Here is a 17,593-nt window from a genome sequence, read left to right as displayed (position 1 = left end):
TATAAGAACTAAAAAGATGAACAGTTGTTAAATATATTGATAAAATGAAGTAACATAATAAATATAGATGTATTATATTTAGACTTCATTCACAATTAATTAACAAAATAAGGTATGAAATTAAAAACTTCAATAATAGCCTTTTTAGCTATTTTTCAATTTGCAACCTTGTTGGCACAGGAAAATTCTGTAAGCGGTTTGATTACCGGATCTGAAGACGGGGAGCCTCTAAACGGGGTAAATGTGCTAATTAAAGGAACGAATCGGGGTACGATCACCGATTTTGATGGGAACTATCGAATAGATATAGAACCTGGGGAAGTCCTGGTTTTCTCTTCTGTTGGATTCGAAACTCAGGAAATTTCTTATACAGGACAATCCACCCTGGATGTTACCCTGGTGGCAGACCTGGAAAGTCTTGATGAGGTCGTAGTGACTTCTTTCGGGATAGAGCAGGAAAAAAAGTCCCTTGGGTATGCTATCCAGGAGATTGATTCTGAAGAGATTACAAAGACAAAACAACAGAATCTTGTAAGTGCTTTGCAGGGGCAGGCTGCAGGAGTTCAAATCACTAATTCTGGAGGCGCGCCAGGAATGAGTGCCAGAATAATTATTAGAGGTGTAAACTCCCTGGATCCTAATGCAGATAACCAGCCATTATTTGTTATAGATGGGGTGCCAATAGACAACTCTACTGTTGAATCTGTGGGCACGCCAAGAGGACTTTCTAACAGGGCTGCAGATATCAATCCTAACGATATTGAATCTATGAGTATCCTTAAAGGTGCTGCTGCAACTGCTCTCTATGGGGTTAGGGCGGCAAATGGTGCTGTGATCATTACTACAAAAAAAGGAAAGGCCGGTAGGATAAAAATAAATCTTAACTCATCGGTGGGATTTGAAGAAATCAATAGATTTCCGGAATTTCAGGAAACTTATGGTCAGGGTTTCTCTGGAGTTTATGACCCCGATTCTTTTTGGCCGAACTGGGGACCATCCATGGCTGAAATAAATGAAATAGATCCTGATGTAGTTTTTAATGATATATGGAGAGATGCCATGCAAACGGGTATTCAGATTGATAATACATTGAGTATTTCTGGAGGTAGCGAAAATGTGACATTCTATGGATCTTTAGGTAACTTAGATCAAGAAGGAATCATTCCTTTTAGTGATTGGGGGAGAACTTCGGCCAAACTAAGTGGAGAAATAAAGTTTAGTGAAAAATTTAGATTTTCAGGCAATGTGAATTATACAATTTCTGGAGGTAATAGGGTACCCCATGATCGCTTTATGGAGCGATTAGTTTACTGGGCTCCGAACCACGATGTTGAAGATTATATTAATCCAGATGGCACCATGAAAACTTATGGAAATACCAATCCAATATATGATGCTCGTTTTAGCACATTTGAAGATGAAGTGAATAGAACAGTGGGTAATTTTCGGTTTTCTTATAGTCCCTGGAAGTTTTTGGATGTCACTTATTTAATAGGTACAGATTATTATAGTGACCGGCGTACAGAAATTACACCTGGTCCGTTAGGTATAGATGGTGAAAATCCTTTAGACAGTGAAGGTTTTATTCGTGAAACCAGAATTAATAGCCGGGATATAAATTCTAATATATTCCTAACTTTTAAAAACGACTGGACAGAGAAGTTCAAAACCACTTTGAGGGTGGGTAATGATATCTTTGAAAGGGATTATGAGAGGGTGGATGCTGAAGGAGAAGACTTTGTAATCCCAAGATTTTATGATCTTAGTTATACCAGTAGGGTTTCAACTTCACAAGACAAAAGGAAAAGACGGCTTGTAGGGGTGTATGGGGACTTAATGCTTAATTATGACGAGACTTTATTCCTTAATATAACTGCCAGAAATGACTGGACTTCAACATTACCAATAGGGAACAATTCATTTTTCTATCCATCAGTAAACCTGGGGTATGTATTTACAGAAAGTTTTGAGCAACCAGGTTGGTTCACTTTTGGAAAGTTAAGAGGATCTTGGGCTCAAGTAGGTAAGGATACAAATCCTTATGCGATTGGTCAAACTTATAACTCTCCAGATGTTTATCCTTTAAATGGACAGGTAGGATTTACAAGATTTAGCCAGTTTGGCGATCTTGAACTGAAACCTGAAAAAACTACTGCGATAGAATTTGGTACTGATCTTCGATTTTTTGAAAATCGGTTAGGACTAGATATAACCTGGTATAAATCTAATAGTAAAGATCAAATTATACCGGTTCCTGTGAGTGAGTCGGCTGGATTCTCCACTTTTATAACTAATGCAGGGGAAATTGAAAATCAAGGTTGGGAGTTTATAATAAGAGGTACTCCTATTAAGAATGAGGAGTTTAGATGGGATATAACATTGAATGCAGCTTACAATAAAAATGAAGTAAAGAGTATACGTGAAGGGATTGAAGAGATTGAAGTGGGGAGCCAATTTGGCTATGCAGGGAGTCGCGTTACAATTAAATTGTTGGAAGGAGAGGCGTATGGCAATTTGTTCGGAACCAGCTATGGTAGATTTGGTTCAGATCCCGAGGATATTTTTCTAAATGAGAGTTTACCTATAATTATTGGTGCAGATGGTTTTCCCACAAGGAATTCAGATCAGTTAATCCTTGGAAATTCTACTCCAAAATGGATTGGAGGCTTAAGTAATAACTTTGCATATAAAGGTTTTGATTTTTCATTTCTCATTGACTTTAGAGCAGGAGTTCAACAGTACAATCAGTTTGATAACTTTTTCTCAGCATTTGGTATTGCAGAATATACTCTAAATAGAAACGAGACTATTGTTTTTGATGGTGTACTGGAAGATGGCAGTCCAAATACACAGCCAGTATTCCTTGGTCAGGGGGAGGGGCCAGATGGCAGGGATTACGGAGCAGGTTTTTATAGGAATCGATATCGAGGAGTAAGTGAGAATTTTGTGCAAGACGCTGCTTTTATAAAACTTAGGAATATCACATTGGGGTATAATTTACAGGAAAACATGTTAGAACGTCTTCCGTTTACTTCTGTAAGAGCTTCAGTGGCTGCAAATAATATTATTTTGTACACTCCATGGGACGGTTTTGATCCGGAATCCTTTAGTGTTGGAGCCGGAGGGAATGCCACAGGTTTAACAGGCTTAGGATATCCCGGAGTAAGAAGTTTATTCTTTACCCTTAATCTGGGCATATAAAAATAAAAAATCTTGGATATGAAATTTAAAATAAAAAAATATAAGTATGTGATCTTCGCCTTTGCTTTTTCATTTACAGCTTGCGACGATTACCTGGATATCAATGAAAATCCCAATAATCCCTCAGAGGCGCCCTTAGCGGGTTTAATGGTAAATTCTACCTTTGAATCTTCACAGAATACCTTTAGGATGGGAGATATAACTTCAAACTACGTACAGCACTTGGCGTCGCCCAACCCTGGAAGTTCTTCAGATGTAATGGATCCAGTTAGTTATAGTGGTACATGGGCATCAATGTACAATGCAATGACCGATATAAATGATATGATGTTGAAGGCTGAAGAAGAAGGAGCAAACCATTATCTGGGCATCGGTCAAATCTTAATGGCTTATAATTTAGCCACTACGGTAGATGCCTGGGGAGCTATACCGTATAATGAAGGATTCAATTTTGTTACTATAACGCCGGCTTATGATAATGACGATCAGTTATATTCGACAGTTTTGAATTTACTGAATAGTGGTATTAGTAATTTGGCTACCGAGACAGAAAATTCAGTAGAAGAGGATGATTTTATCTATCAGGGTGATATATCTAAGTGGATAAAATTTGGAAATATGCTCAAGGCAAGATATCTAAATCATTATAGTGAAACAGAACAATACGATCCAGCTTCGGTCTTGACAGCTCTTGAAAACGCCTTCGAAAGTTCAGATGATGACGCTCAGGTGGAGTATTTTGCAGAGGAGATAAATCCTTGGGCAGATGTAGCGATAGACAATGCTAATCTATTTCTGGGGGGGTGGATTTCCGAACAATTTATTGAAGCTACTGATGGAACCACTTTTGGAGTCCTAGATCCTAGATTGCCTTATATGGTAAGTACAACAGAGGATGGGGAATACGTGGGGACTTTAAACGGTGCTGGTAGGGGAGACGCTGCTGAAGAAGGAGAACGATCTGTGTTGGAGCCTGGGGATTATTATACAACAGAACAGGGGCCTGTACTTATGGCAACCTATTTTGAACAAAAATTTATTGAAGCCGAAGCAGCTTTCAGTATTGATAAAGACCAGTCTTATCAGGCTTATTTAGATGGAATTAGGGCGCATATGGTAAAAATTGGTGTCCCTGCTGATGAAATTGAAGATTATATAAATACGCCTGAAGTAAGTATGGGAGTGGAAAGTTTTACAATTGCTGATATTTTTAAGGAAAAATGGGTGGCTATGTTTCTTCATCCTGAAGCATGGGTAGATGCGCGTCGTTATGATTATGATTATGAGAATTTTAGTCTTCCGGAAAATGTGAATCCAGATTTAAACGGAATGTTTATTAAAAGGCTTGCTTATCCTGATTCTGAAGTAAGTAGAAATGGCAATAATGTACCTAATGTTACATTATTGGATCCTATTTTTTGGGATGAATAGCATGTGCTAAATTTAAGAGGATGTTTAAAAGATAAATTTGGACCTTATTGTGAATTGAGTGAAGTATTTTATTAGATACTCAAATGCTTACAGATTGCTCGGTTTCACGCAATAACGATTTCTCAAAGTTTTTAGATATCCTTTTTTTTAAAATAATATGAGAAAAAGAAAGTTTTTTGGATTAGTTGGTTCCTTTATATTGTTAATCTTATTCGCATGCGAAAGTTCGAGAATTATTGAAAAGCCTATCGATTTTGAAAAAGATCGCATTGAACTTACATTAGAATATCTAAAAAATCGTTATGGACTTGAGCAGAATTCCCCGGAAATTGATCCTAAGATGATCGTTTTACATTGGACGGAAATTCCGACATTGGAAGATTCATTTCGGGCATTTAAAAATTCAAAACTACCCCAATCTAGAGAAGCTATTTCAGGAGCTAGTCAACTGAATGTATCATCACATTTCCTGGTAGATAAAAATGGAGCTATTTATAGGTTAATGCCTGAGACTGTAATGGCTCGCCATGTTATTGGATTGAATCATACAGCCATTGGAGTGGAAAATGTAGGTGGAACTAAAGACACTCCTCTCACCGCTGCTCAGGTAGCGTCTAATATCTGGCTGGTAAATTATTTAAGTGATAAATATAATATTCAATATGTAATTGGGCATTATGAGTATACAAATTTTGAAGGTCATGACTTATGGTTAGAGAAAGATTCGGGTTACCGAACTATGAAAGTTGACCCGGGAGAAGAATTTATGAAAGAAGTTAGAAATGCAACACAAAATAGGAATTTAAAAAAAGTTCCTCTAAAAAAATAAATATGAAAAGAGTTTTTGGCTTTGTTACTGCACTACTGGTAATCATAAATGTTTCAACAGCTCAAAACAATGGGTTCTCAAGTAAATTATTTGATAACTATTCAAAATTTAAGGAAAAAGAGATCACAAACAGAAGGCTGAAGCATGAGGATATCGTTTCTCTCTTGGATATTCTGAAGTCTGAAAACAAACTTCATATTCAAAAAGTTGGGGAATCTATTGAAGGTCGAAGCCTGAACCTTATTAGCTTAGGGGATGGAGAAACAGATGTGTTCTTGTGGTCACAAATGCACGGAGATGAATCTACTGCAACGATGGCAATTTTCGATATGCTCAATTTTTTTAATTCCGAAGAGTTTGAAGATGAAAGGAAGATAATATTGAAGAAGTTAAGAATTCACTTTCTGCCGATGTTGAATCCTGATGGAGCAGAGAAATTTATGCGTCGAAATGCTTTAGGTGTAGATGTGAATCGCGATGCACTAAGACTTCAGTCTCCCGAGGCGAAAACATTAAAGAGGATAAGGGATAGTCTCGATGCAGATTTTGGTTTTAATCTTCACGATCAAAGTAAATATTATAATGCTGAGCAAACCGAAAAACCTGCTACAATTTCATTTTTAGCTCCTGCTTATAATTACGAGAAAGAAATAAATGTGGTGAGGGGAGATGCCATGAAAGTTATTGTGCAGATGAATAAAGTATTACAGAAATTTGTCCCTGGGCAGGTGGGAAGGTATAATGACGATTTTGAGCCAAGGGCATTTGGAGACAATATCCAGAAGTGGGGAACCAGCACTATTCTTATTGAATCTGGTGGATTTCCAGAGGATCCGGAAAAGCAGGAGATTAGAAAATTGAATTTTGTAAGTATTCTTTCGGCCTTAAATTCTATTGCCACAGAGAGTTATAGAACAGAAGATATTTCAGAATACGAAAGGATTCCCAATAACGACCGGATGTTATTTGACCTTAAAATTACAGGACTTAAATATCACCTGAATGAAAAGGATTATATTTTAGATATTGGAATTAACAAGGACGAAAATGATATTGAAGGAGCTGCAGATTTTTATTATTCTGGGAGAGTTGTAGATCTGGGAGATCTTTCTACGAGTTATGGATATGAAGAACTTGATGCATCAGGACTAAAACTGGTATTTGGAAAGGTTTATCCTGAAAAAATATCTTCTCCAAAAGAATTAGAGGTTTTAAATGCAAAAGAGCTGCTTGAAAAGGGATATGCTTATATTAAAGTTGATTCATCAATGCTTAAAGTGCCCTATTCTAATTTTCCGATTAATCTTGTTCCCGAAGATTATAAAATTAATACTCATCTGGCTCCGGGAAAAAATGCAAACTTTTTTCTTTATAAAAATGGTGAGATGGAATATGCTATTATAAATGGGTTCCTGTTAGATACTAAGGTTTCACTGGATAAGATTATCAATACCTTAATTTTCAAATAGGTTTTTACCTATTCAAACCTGCTTAAGTAATTTAGAAGTTCAAGTTTACTTATCTTTGCAGGCTATGATTTCAGAAGAGACAAAAGAACTGGTAGATAAAGGAGTTATGCTTCCGCTAATGGAAGAATTCTATACCATTCAGGGAGAGGGATTCCATAAAGGAACGGCGGCCTATTTTATAAGAATAGGTGGTTGTGATGTTGGTTGTCACTGGTGCGATGTGAAGGAGAGCTGGGATGCGGAGGTGCACCCTCCAACCCGTATTGGTCAAATTGTTGAAAACGCCGTGAAATATAGTAAAACAATAGTGATTACGGGAGGAGAACCTCTTACTTGGGATATGACTGAATTAACTGGGAGTCTCAAAAAGAAAGGTTGCGATATTCATATTGAAACTTCGGGAGCTTATGATCTTACCGGAACCTGGGACTGGATTTGTCTTTCTCCGAAGAAAATAAAACTTCCGAAAGATAAAATCTATCCAGTCGCGAATGAATTAAAAGTAATTGTTTTTAATAAGCACGATCTTAAATTCGCTGAGGAACAAGCTGCTAAAGTTGGGGAGAAATGTGTTCTTTATCTTCAGCCTGAATGGAGCAAGAGAGAAGAAATGATCCCATTAATTGTAGATTATGTAATGGCAAATCCCAAGTGGAAAGTATCTCTGCAAACTCATAAATATTTGAATATTCCATAAAAAAAGACGCCTTTTCGGGCGTCTTTTTAGTTTACAAATATCGAAACTTATTATTTTACGTTCTCAAAAGGAACTTTTACATAACTGCTATCCCATCCAATTAAAAGATCTGCGCCTTTTTTAGATTCCTGGAATGCCATAGAAAGAGATTCGATAGTATTTGGAGCTTGTCTTACCGGTACTTTGATTCTCACTTTATCTTCTTTATCGGTATATTCATAAGATCCCCAGGTGTTAGTTTTACTATTTAGAATTACTGTCCATTCTTTTTCACCGGGAATACTATATAAGGTATAAGTGCCAGCCTTTACAACAGCATCGGCAACCTTCATGTCCTGGTATAAAGTAAGTTCAGTAGCCTCATTAGCTCCTGTTCTCCATACTTCACCATAAGGGATTAGTTTTCCAAAAATTTCACGGTTTCTTTTTTGCGGACGGCTATAAATCACTCTAGCTACGGTCGCATCGTTTTTATCTCTATACAATGCCAGATCCATTGGACTCGCATCCATTTTAGAGAATTTCAGTTCTTCTTTTGTAAAGTTAACCTTATCATCTTCCTGTGCGTTTATGGGATTTGTGATCAATAAACAAATTGCACTGAGTCCTCCTATTATAAATTTCTTCATGTCTTTCTGTGTTAATTAAATTTTCAATAAAGATAATTCATGACGGTACGTTGATTTGTTAAAAAAGAACAAAGTTGCTGTTAAAATTTGAAATCTTTACAGATGAAAGGATCTGCCAAATTATTTTCAGTTTGTGTTTAAATTAATATCAAATACTAATTTTTTACTTTACAATAGTTATCCAAATGATATATTATGTTTTCTAAAAGTAAGTTTAAACTCATATTTGTATTGTAATTATAAATAATATAAGTCATGTGTGGAATTTTAGCAGTTATCGGAAAAGACATTGAAACGGCAAAAATAGCTAGCCTTTCAAAAAGAATGTCTCATAGAGGTCCCGATGAAAGCGGATTAAAAATTACTGAAAAAGGACATGTGCTTTCGCACGAACGCCTTTCAATTGTAGATCTAACTACAGGTATGCAGCCTATCCAGGGAACCGGATCGGCCTGGATGATCCATAACGGAGAGATCTATAACCACATGGACTTGAGAAATAATGAATTAAAAGATCATTCTTTCAGGACTACAGGAGATTCAGAAGTGATCGTACATATGTATGAGAAATATGGGTATGATTTTGTAGATATGCTTGATGGGGTGTTTTCCTTTGTAATTATCGATGGAGATGATTTTATCGTTGCCAGAGATCCAATTGGGGTTAAACCTCTTTATTATGGAACCGATGAAAAAGGAGCTTTATGGTTTGCAAGTGAAATGAAAGCTTTGACAGATCATTGTACAGAATTTTCAGCATTTCCTCCTGGTCATTATTATACTCCGGAAACAGGTTTCGTTAGATATTATACTCCTGAATGGTTTGATTCTGAAAAAGCAGTACAACCTGCAGATCTTAAAAAATTAAGAGAAAGCCTTATTGAGGCTACCAGAAAAAGATTAATGGCAGATGTGCCTCTGGGTGTTTTGTTGAGCGGTGGTCTTGATTCTTCTCTGACTTCTTCTATAGCAGCCCGATTAATGGAAGGGTCTGGGCAAAAATTACATTCCTTTTCCATTGGATTAGATGCTGAAGCTCCAGATTTAATTGCAGCAAGAAAGGTTGCAGAATTTTTAGGAACCGAGCATCATGAAATTCACTTCACGGTAAAAGAAGGAATAGAAATTCTTGAAAAACTAGTTTGGCATTTAGAAACTTATGATGTCACTTCCATTAGAGCAAGTACGCCTATGTATTTTCTTTCAAAAGCAATTGCTGAAAAAGGGATCAAAGTAGTGCTTTCAGGAGAAGGTTCAGATGAGATTCTCGGAGGGTATCTTTACTTTAAAAACGCTCCTTCACCAAAAGAATTTCAGAAGGAAACGATTAGAAGAGTTCAGAGATTGGCAACTGCAGATTGTTTACGAGCAGATAAATCTACCATGGCTCATGGACTGGAAGCCAGGGTACCATTCTTGGATAAAGCGTTTTTGAAAACCGCGATGGAAATGGTTCCTGAAGAAAAAATGCCTGCTACGTACGATGGAGCTGAAAAATATATTCTCAGGAAAGCTTTTGATACCCCTGAAAGACCATTTTTACCGGATGAGGTCTTATGGAGACAAAAAGAACAGTTTAGCGATGGGGTTGGTTACAACTGGATAGATCAGCTTATAGAATATGCTTCAAAGCAGGTAAGTGATTCTCAAATGGAGACAGCAGAAGAGAAATATCCTGTAAATACACCTGCCACAAAAGAAGCTTATTTCTACCGTGAATTGTTCAGTAAACATTTTCCACAGGAAGCTGCGGCTAAAACCGTAAAGAGGTGGATTCCAAAATGGCAAAAAGATTTGGATCCAAGCGGTAGAGCAAACGAAACACATGTCGCTCCAGGAATGAAAAAGGAGATGGCAAAAATTTAGAATTAGCCATATTTTAAATATTTAACCCGAAGTACATAATTTTCCTTGCGCTTCGGGTTTTTCCACATTATTTGTTGATAACTTAAAGGCTTATAAGGCTGCTTCAACCTGTTAAAAATATGCGAATTGTTATATTTGTTCGTTATCCAAAAGAGACGAAATTAATTAGCATATTATATGAGCGAAGAAGCTAAGAAACATAATTATTCCGCCGACAGTATTCAGGCGTTGGAAGGGATGGAGCATGTTCGTATGCGGCCTTCAATGTACATTGGAGATACCGGCGTTCGAGGTTTGCATCATTTGGTATATGAAGTTGTTGATAACTCTATCGATGAAGCCCTTGCCGGACACTGTGATAATATAAAAGTTACCATAAACGAGGATAATTCTATTACTACCGAAGATAATGGTAGGGGTATTCCTATAGACTTACATAAAAAAGAAGGAGTTTCTGCGCTGCAGGTTGTAATGACCAAGATTGGTGCCGGAGGTAAATTTGATAAGGATTCTTATAAAGTTTCCGGGGGTCTTCACGGGGTTGGTGTAAGTTGTGTGAATGCACTTTCAGAACACTTAACTGCTATAGTTTTTCGTGATGGTCAGGTTTGGCAGCAGGAATATGAATTAGGTAAGCCGCTATACCCTGTAAAACCTACAGGTGAAACTGAGTTGAGTGGTACTATTGTGACTTTCAAGCCAGATCCAAGTATTTTTACTCAAACACTTGAGTATAATTACGATACGCTTGCCAGCCGTATGCGTGAGTTAGCTTATCTAAACAAGGGTATAAGAATCAGTTTAACTGATAAAAGGAATAAAGAAGATAATGGTGAGTTTGTTCATGATGATTTCCATTCTGAAGAAGGATTAAAAGAATTTATCAGGTTCCTTGATGGAAACCGTGAACCTATTATTGGTGATGTGATCTCAATGGAAGGGGAGAAGAATGATATTCCTGTAGAGGTAGCGATGGTTTATAATACTTCTTTTAGTGAGAATCTACATTCGTATGTAAACAATATTAATACACATGAAGGTGGGACACATCTTTCTGGGTTTAGAAGGGGGTTAACAACAACTCTTAAGAAGTATGCAGATTCTTCGGGACTTCTCGATAAGGTGAAATTTGAAATTACAGGAGATGATTTTCGTGAAGGTTTAACAGCGATTATTTCTGTGAAAGTAGCTGAACCTCAATTTGAGGGGCAGACAAAAACTAAGCTAGGTAACCGTGAGGTGACTTCAGCTGTTTCTCAAGCTGTTTCAGAAATGCTTGAGAATTACTTAGAAGAAAATCCGAATGATGCTAAAACCATCGTTCAAAAAGTAATATTAGCTGCGCAGGCTAGAAATGCTGCGAAAAAAGCCCGTGAAATGGTTCAGCGTAAAACCGTCATGAGTGTTGGCGGTTTGCCTGGGAAATTATCTGATTGCTCTGATCAGGATCCGGAACAATGTGAAGTATTTCTTGTTGAGGGTGACTCGGCGGGTGGTACTGCCAAGCAGGGAAGAGATCGTAAGTTTCAGGCAATCCTTCCATTGAGGGGTAAAATTCTGAATGTTGAAAAAGCCATGTCTCACAGGGTTTTTGATAATGAGGAAATTAAGAATATCTATACTGCTCTTGGAGTTACCATAGGTACTGAAGAGGATAGTAAGGCATTGAATCTTTCTAAATTGAGATATCATAAGGTCGTGATCATGTGTGATGCCGATGTTGATGGTAGTCATATTGAAACTTTGATCTTAACTTTCTTTTTCCGTTATATGAAAGAGTTGATCGAAAATGGTCATATTTATATAGCAACACCACCACTTTATTTGGTAAAGAAAGGGCAGAAGAAGCGATATGCCTGGAGTGAAAAAGAGCGTGATGAAATAGCTGAAAGTTATAGCGGTGGAGTGCAGATCCAGCGATATAAAGGTCTTGGGGAAATGAATGCTGAGCAACTTTGGGATACGACTATGGATCCTGAATTTAGAATATTGAGACAGGTGAACATCGATAATGGTGGAGAAGCTGATAGGATTTTCTCTATGTTAATGGGAGATGAGGTTCCACCAAGAAGGGAATTTATTGAGAAGAATGCTAAGTATGCAAATATTGATGCCTAATCAAACCTAGAATATATTTTTAAGAACCCACACTTTTCTAATAAGTGTGGGTTTTTTGCGTTATAATGGGGAGCAAACCCATATTTTATTATTTTTGCAGCAACTTAATCTACTTTACCATGAAAAAATTCAAATACTTTTTTCTTTCCATATTTATTTTTGCTTCTGGCAAATCATTTTCACAAGCTATTCCCGAGGAAGGAAGGGAAATAATCAATGACTTTTTGATCTTAGCAGATGGTTTTGCGACTCCGGCTGCTGAAAGTGCGGCATATCAGGGGACTGCAAGCTGGTTTACCTCGGCAAGAGCTTTAGAGCCCTGGAAGGTGGATGTTTCGCTTCATGCCAATGCGCTATTTGTACCATCCAGTAAAAAGGAATTTACGGTGAATAATGGTGATTTTGCAAACCTTACTATTAATGATGGAGACCGTGGAGCTGTAATTCCAACTGCGTTTGGAAGCGATTCTGAAGTTATGTTCAATGGAACTTTCATGGGTGAGGATTTTAGTTTTCAGGCTCTGGAAGGAATAGATAAAGGAGCACTGTTTTATCCTTTCGCACAGGTGTCAGTTGGACTGCCATACGGTTTCCAATTGGGCGTGCGAGCGTTGCCAGAATTAGAAGTAGATGGCTCTAAATTTAGCACCTATGGTGTAGGTCTTAAATATAATATTAGTCAGTTTTTTAGATATAACAAAGAAGAAGATTTACAAGTGGCCGCAATATTAGCTTATGATATTTTTGACGTAGGTTATGAATTTGAACAGGTTAGTGTTCCTGGTCTGGTAAACCTTAATGAAATAGACGTAAGTGCCGGAATCTGGATGGCCGAAATGATGGCTTCCAAACGATATGAAAATTTCGAGATCTTTGGTGCCTTGGGAGTTGCCCAATCAGATTTTGAATATGAGTTTGGTGGAAATGGTTTGGGGCTTGGATTAGTGAACTCAGAACTAGCCACTTTGAATGATAAAGAAGCTCAGTTTAAAGGGGATATTGGCTTTAATCTTTATTTCAACAAGTTTAAGGTTAGTACAATGGCGACTGCCGGAAAATTTGTAAATCTTAATGTTGGACTTCATTTCTTATTATAATAGGAAAATGATTTAACCATTCCTTATTATTAATACTGCCTCATTATTCGTAATTTCGCAATCATTATTAATAGTAATTAAATAATATTTTAACATGAAAGTTACCATCGTAGGAGCAGGTGCCGTAGGTGCCAGCTGTGCTGAATATGTCGCCATTAAAAATTTTGCTTCAGAAGTTGTATTGCTTGATATTAAAGAAGGCTATGCTGAAGGTAAAGCAATGGATCTTATGCAAACAGCAACTCTTAATGGCTTCGATACAAAAATAACAGGAAGTACGAACGATTATTCAAAAACGGCAAATAGTGATATCGCTGTAATTACAAGTGGTATACCACGTAAGCCGGGAATGACCAGAGAAGAATTGATTGGGATTAATGCAGGGATCGTGAAAGAAGTTTCTGCTAGTCTAATTAAGCATTCACCAAATGTGACACTTATCGTGGTTAGTAATCCAATGGATACTATGACTTATTTGGTGCATAAAACTACAGGGCTTCCAAAAAATAAAATTATAGGAATGGGTGGTGCATTAGATAGCGCTCGTTTTAAGTATAGATTAAGTGAAGCTTTAGAGTGTCCTCCATCAGATGTTGACGGAATGGTAATTGGTGGTCACAGTGATACCGGAATGGTGCCTCTTACAAGGCTGGCTACCAGAAACTCTGTTCCTGTAAAGGCATTTTTATCAGAAGACAGGTTAAACCAGGTTTCTGAAGATACTAAAGTAGGAGGAGCAACTTTAACGAAGTTATTAGGAACCAGTGCATGGTACGCCCCGGGAGCTGCCGTTTCTGGATTGGTGCAGGCGATTGCTTGTGACCAGAAGAAAATGTTTCCATGTTCAGCTTTATTAGAAGGAGAGTATGGACTAAATGATCTTTGTATTGGAGTGCCGGCTATTCTTGGAAAAGATGGTTTGGAGAAAATTGTGGAATTACAGTTGAATGATGCTGAAATAGCAAAAATGAAGGAGAGTGCTGAAGGTGTAAAGAAAACCAACGGATTGCTTGACGTGTAATTTTTTAGCAGAATTCATTCAAAATACTCTTGAAAGCCACAGTTTTTGTGGCTTTTTTGTTGGATTTAAAAGTTAAAATTATCCAAAAAAAAATATTGGGATTTGAATTATGAAGTCCTATATTTGTCCGTTTTTAAAATCGACCTATAATCAATAATTTGAGGAATAATGCAGAATAAAGGACTGATTAAAGTTTTTGCAATTTTGTTTGGACTGGTATGTCTATACCAGTTGTCTTTTACGTTTATAACAAATAATGTTGAAACTGATGCTGAAGAGTTTGCCGTTCAGGGTATTACTGAAGATGAAGAGAATTACTCAGAACTGCGTGATCAGGCAGAAGCCAGGTATTTAGATTCTATTGGTAATAATGAAGTTATTGCCGGAATCACTTATAATGATGCCAAGGACAAAGAACTTAATAAGGGGCTTGACTTAAAAGGAGGGATCAACGTGATTCTTCAAATTTCGGTTAGAGATATCTTAAGCGGATTGGCTAACGATACCAGAGATCCTGCTTTTAGAAAAGCAATCGCTGAGGCTGATGAGGCTCAAACAGATAGCCAGGAGAATTATATAGATCTTTTCTTCGAGTCTTTTAATAATATTCCGGATGCTAAACTTGCATCGCCAGATGTTTTCGCAAATAAGACGCTAAGCGATGAGGTTAACTTCAACATGAGTAATGAAGAAGTTGAACCGGTTATCAGAAAAAAGATTGATGAGTCTATTACTTCAGCTTTTGAAGTATTAAGAAAGCGTATAGATAAGTTTGGTGTTACACAACCAAATATTCAGCGTCTTGGAAATTCAGGAAGAATTCTTGTTGAATTACCGGGAGCTAAAGATATAAGCAGGGTGAAGAACCTTCTGCAAAGTACAGCTCAATTAGAGTTCTGGCATGTGTACAAAAACAATGAAATAGGAAATTTCCTTGTTCAGGCCAATAACAAATTAATTGAGATGAAACGCTCAGAAGGAGCGGCTTCAGAAGAAGAAACTGATTCTACTGCAACTTCTGGTGATAGTGAAATTGATGAGCTTTTGGCAGATGCTGAAGACAGCACGGAAGTTGAAACAGGAAATAATCCACTTTTTGACCTTATTGTTTCTCCAGGGTATCAGGGAGGTCCGGTAATTGCGAATTTTAAAGTTCAGGATACCGCTAAAGTGATGGATTATATTCAGAATCCTCAAATTAGATCTTTGCTTCCTTCAGAAATGAGATATGCAAAATTTGTTTGGGGGGTTCCCGATGAAGATACAGAGACTGCCGGATTATATGCTTTAAAAGGTAACCGCAACATGGAACCACCATTAAGTGGTAGTGTGATTACAGATGCTCAACAAACTTATGACCAGTTAGGGCGTATTGCAGTAAGTATGCAAATGGATGGTACCGGGGCTAAGATCTGGGAAGATATGACAGGGAAAGCTTCTAACGAACAAAGCCAGATCGCGATCGTTCTAGATAACATTGTGTATTCTGCACCTGGTGTATCTACTGGGGCTATTTCAGGAGGAAGAAGTGAAATAAGTGGAGATTTTTCAATTACTGAAGGTCAGGATTTAGCAAACGTATTGCGTGCAGGTAAACTTCCTGCTTCCGCAGATATTATCCAGAGTGAAGTAGTTGGCCCGTCATTAGGTCAGGAAGCTATTGATAGTGGTATTAACTCCTTTGGAATAGCATTGATCCTGGTTTTAATTTGGATGATCCTTTACTATGGTAAAGCGGGACTGTTTGCAGATGTTGCACTTGTAGTGAATATTCTATTCATTTTCGGAATTCTTGCAGGTCTTGGAGCTGTTCTTACCTTGCCTGGGATTGCAGGTATTGTATTAACAATAGGGATGTCTGTAGATGCGAATGTTCTTATTTTTGAAAGAATTAAAGAAGAACTGGCTAAAGGTAAAGTACAAAAAGATGCTATTAAAGATGGTTTCAACAATGCATTGTCATCCATTCTTGATGCGAATATTACTACAGGATTAACAGGTCTTATTTTATTCCTGCTAGGAACAGGTCCTATTAAAGGATTTGCAACTACCTTATTAATTGGTATTGCTACTTCTTTGTTTACTGCAATTTTTATCACAAGATTATTTATTGATGGATACGGTATAAAAGGTAAATCTTTAGATTTTACGACTTCTCTTACTAAGAATCTGTTTACAAATATGAATATCGACTTCCTTAAGAAAAGGAAAGTTGCTTATGTTGTTTCAGGATTATTTATTGTAATTAGTGTTGGATCGTTGCTTACGCAGGGTCTTAACGAGGGTGTAGATTTTGTTGGAGGTAGAACTTATACGGTAAGATTTGCCAATGATGTTAATCCTACCGAAGTTCAGAATGACCTTGTCGCTACTTTTGGAAGTGCCGAAGCAAAAACTTTTGGACCAGACAACCAGTTAAAAATTACAACAAAGTATAAAGTAGATGAAGAAGGGGCTGAAGTTGATGAAGAAATTCAAAAATCACTTTATGAATCTTTAAATTCATACCTACCAGCAGATATAACTTATGAAGAGTTTATAGATGGAGACGATGATAAGCAGGTTGGTGTAATGAAGTCTATGAAAGTAGGTGCAACTATTGCAGATGATATTAAAAATGCTTCCTTCTGGGCGGTATTGGGGTCATTGATCGTGGTATTCCTTTATATCTTATTACGTTTTAGAAAATGGCAATTTAGTTTGGGTGCTGTAACTGCAGTATTCCATGATGTCCTGGTAGTATTAGGTATTTTCTCACTGCTTTACAAGGTGATGCCATTTAACATGGAGATTGATCAGGCATTTATAGCTGCGATCTTAACTGTAATTGGTTATTCTCTGAATGATACCGTGGTTGTATTTGATAGAATTAGGGAATATGTAAATGAGCATACAAGCTGGCCGTTAGGGAAGACTGTAAATGCAGCCTTAAATAGTACTATTAGTAGAACTTTGAATACCTCGCTTACTACTTTGGTAGTATTACTTGCAATCTTCATTTTTGGAGGAGAAAGTATTAGAGGGTTTATGTTCGCACTTATTGTGGGTGTTATTGTAGGTACTTATTCCTCGCTATTCATTGCAACTCCGGTGATGTTTGATAGTGTGAAGAAGAAGTCATCTATTCAGAAGAAAGAAAAGCCTAAGACAGAAGAGGCAACTACTGTTTAAACATGATGTAGATAATAGAATTAAAAATGCTTTTCTTCTTGGAAAAGCATTTTTTTTTGACCTA

At 37.1% G+C, this 17,593-nt stretch carries 11 protein-coding genes; 10 read left to right on the top strand and 1 reads right to left on the bottom strand.

The features are described 5' to 3' along the window. The first annotated feature begins 114 nt into the window (after window positions 1-114). From GFO_RS12985 to GFO_RS12965, 5 genes are all read left to right on the top strand, one after another. A complete protein-coding gene (locus GFO_RS12985) occupies window positions 115-3,201 on the top strand; it encodes a SusC/RagA family TonB-linked outer membrane protein (RefSeq protein ID WP_011710613.1) in 3,087 nt (1,028 codons plus the stop codon). Between the two features lie 18 nt (window positions 3,202-3,219). Continuing rightward, complete coding sequence (locus tag GFO_RS12980) at window positions 3,220-4,632, top strand: SusD/RagB family nutrient-binding outer membrane lipoprotein (protein ID WP_011710612.1); 1,413 nt, start codon at window positions 3,220-3,222, stop codon at window positions 4,630-4,632. 157 nt (window positions 4,633-4,789) lie between these two features. Then, complete coding sequence (locus GFO_RS12975) at window positions 4,790-5,461, top strand: N-acetylmuramoyl-L-alanine amidase (protein ID WP_011710611.1); 672 nt, start codon at window positions 4,790-4,792, stop codon at window positions 5,459-5,461. A gap of 2 nt (window positions 5,462-5,463) precedes the next feature. Then, complete coding sequence (locus tag GFO_RS12970; protein WP_011710610.1) at window positions 5,464-6,930, top strand: M14 family metallopeptidase; 1,467 nt, start codon at window positions 5,464-5,466, stop codon at window positions 6,928-6,930. A 64-nt stretch (window positions 6,931-6,994) separates the two neighbouring features. Beyond that, a complete protein-coding gene (locus tag GFO_RS12965; protein WP_011710609.1) occupies window positions 6,995-7,627 on the top strand; it encodes a 7-carboxy-7-deazaguanine synthase QueE in 633 nt (210 codons plus the stop codon). Window positions 7,628-7,677: 50 nt separating this feature from the next. Here GFO_RS12965 and GFO_RS12960 read toward each other — a convergent pair whose 3' ends face one another. Beyond that, on the bottom strand, window positions 7,678-8,256 hold the full coding sequence (locus GFO_RS12960) for a DUF2911 domain-containing protein (RefSeq protein ID WP_011710608.1): 579 nt from the start codon (window positions 8,254-8,256) through the stop codon (window positions 7,678-7,680). 255 nt (window positions 8,257-8,511) lie between these two features. On the opposite strand from GFO_RS12960, the gene asnB reads away from it, so the two are divergent. The 5 genes from asnB (at window position 8,512) to secDF (ending at window position 17,529) form a co-directional block, all read left to right on the top strand. Further along, window positions 8,512-10,122 carry an asparagine synthase B gene (asnB, locus tag GFO_RS12955; RefSeq protein WP_011710607.1) on the top strand — a complete coding sequence of 537 codons (1,611 nt, stop codon included), beginning with the start codon at window positions 8,512-8,514 and terminating at the stop codon, window positions 10,120-10,122. A gap of 177 nt (window positions 10,123-10,299) precedes the next feature. Then, window positions 10,300-12,240 carry a DNA topoisomerase (ATP-hydrolyzing) subunit B gene (gene gyrB / locus GFO_RS12950; protein WP_011710606.1) on the top strand — a complete coding sequence of 647 codons (1,941 nt, stop codon included), beginning with the start codon at window positions 10,300-10,302 and terminating at the stop codon, window positions 12,238-12,240. A gap of 119 nt (window positions 12,241-12,359) precedes the next feature. After that, the gene (locus tag GFO_RS12945) at window positions 12,360-13,337 is read left to right on the top strand and encodes a DUF6588 family protein (protein ID WP_041250135.1); all 978 of its coding nucleotides are present in this window, start codon (window positions 12,360-12,362) and stop codon (window positions 13,335-13,337) included. A 94-nt stretch (window positions 13,338-13,431) separates the two neighbouring features. Further along, window positions 13,432-14,358, top strand: a complete 927-nt coding sequence (mdh, locus tag GFO_RS12940) for a malate dehydrogenase (protein ID WP_011710604.1) — start codon at window positions 13,432-13,434, stop codon at window positions 14,356-14,358. Between the two features lie 168 nt (window positions 14,359-14,526). Further along, entirely contained in the window at window positions 14,527-17,529 is a 3,003-nt protein-coding gene (gene secDF, locus GFO_RS12935) for a protein translocase subunit SecDF (RefSeq protein ID WP_011710603.1), read from the top strand. The last annotated feature ends 64 nt before the right edge of the window (window positions 17,530-17,593 follow it).

The sequence above is a fragment of the Christiangramia forsetii KT0803 genome, from assembly GCF_000060345.1.
GTDB lineage: Bacteria > Bacteroidota > Bacteroidia > Flavobacteriales > Flavobacteriaceae > Christiangramia > Christiangramia forsetii.
Note: the sequence above shows the minus strand (reverse complement) of the source record. Positions and strands in the feature narration are given on the sequence as shown.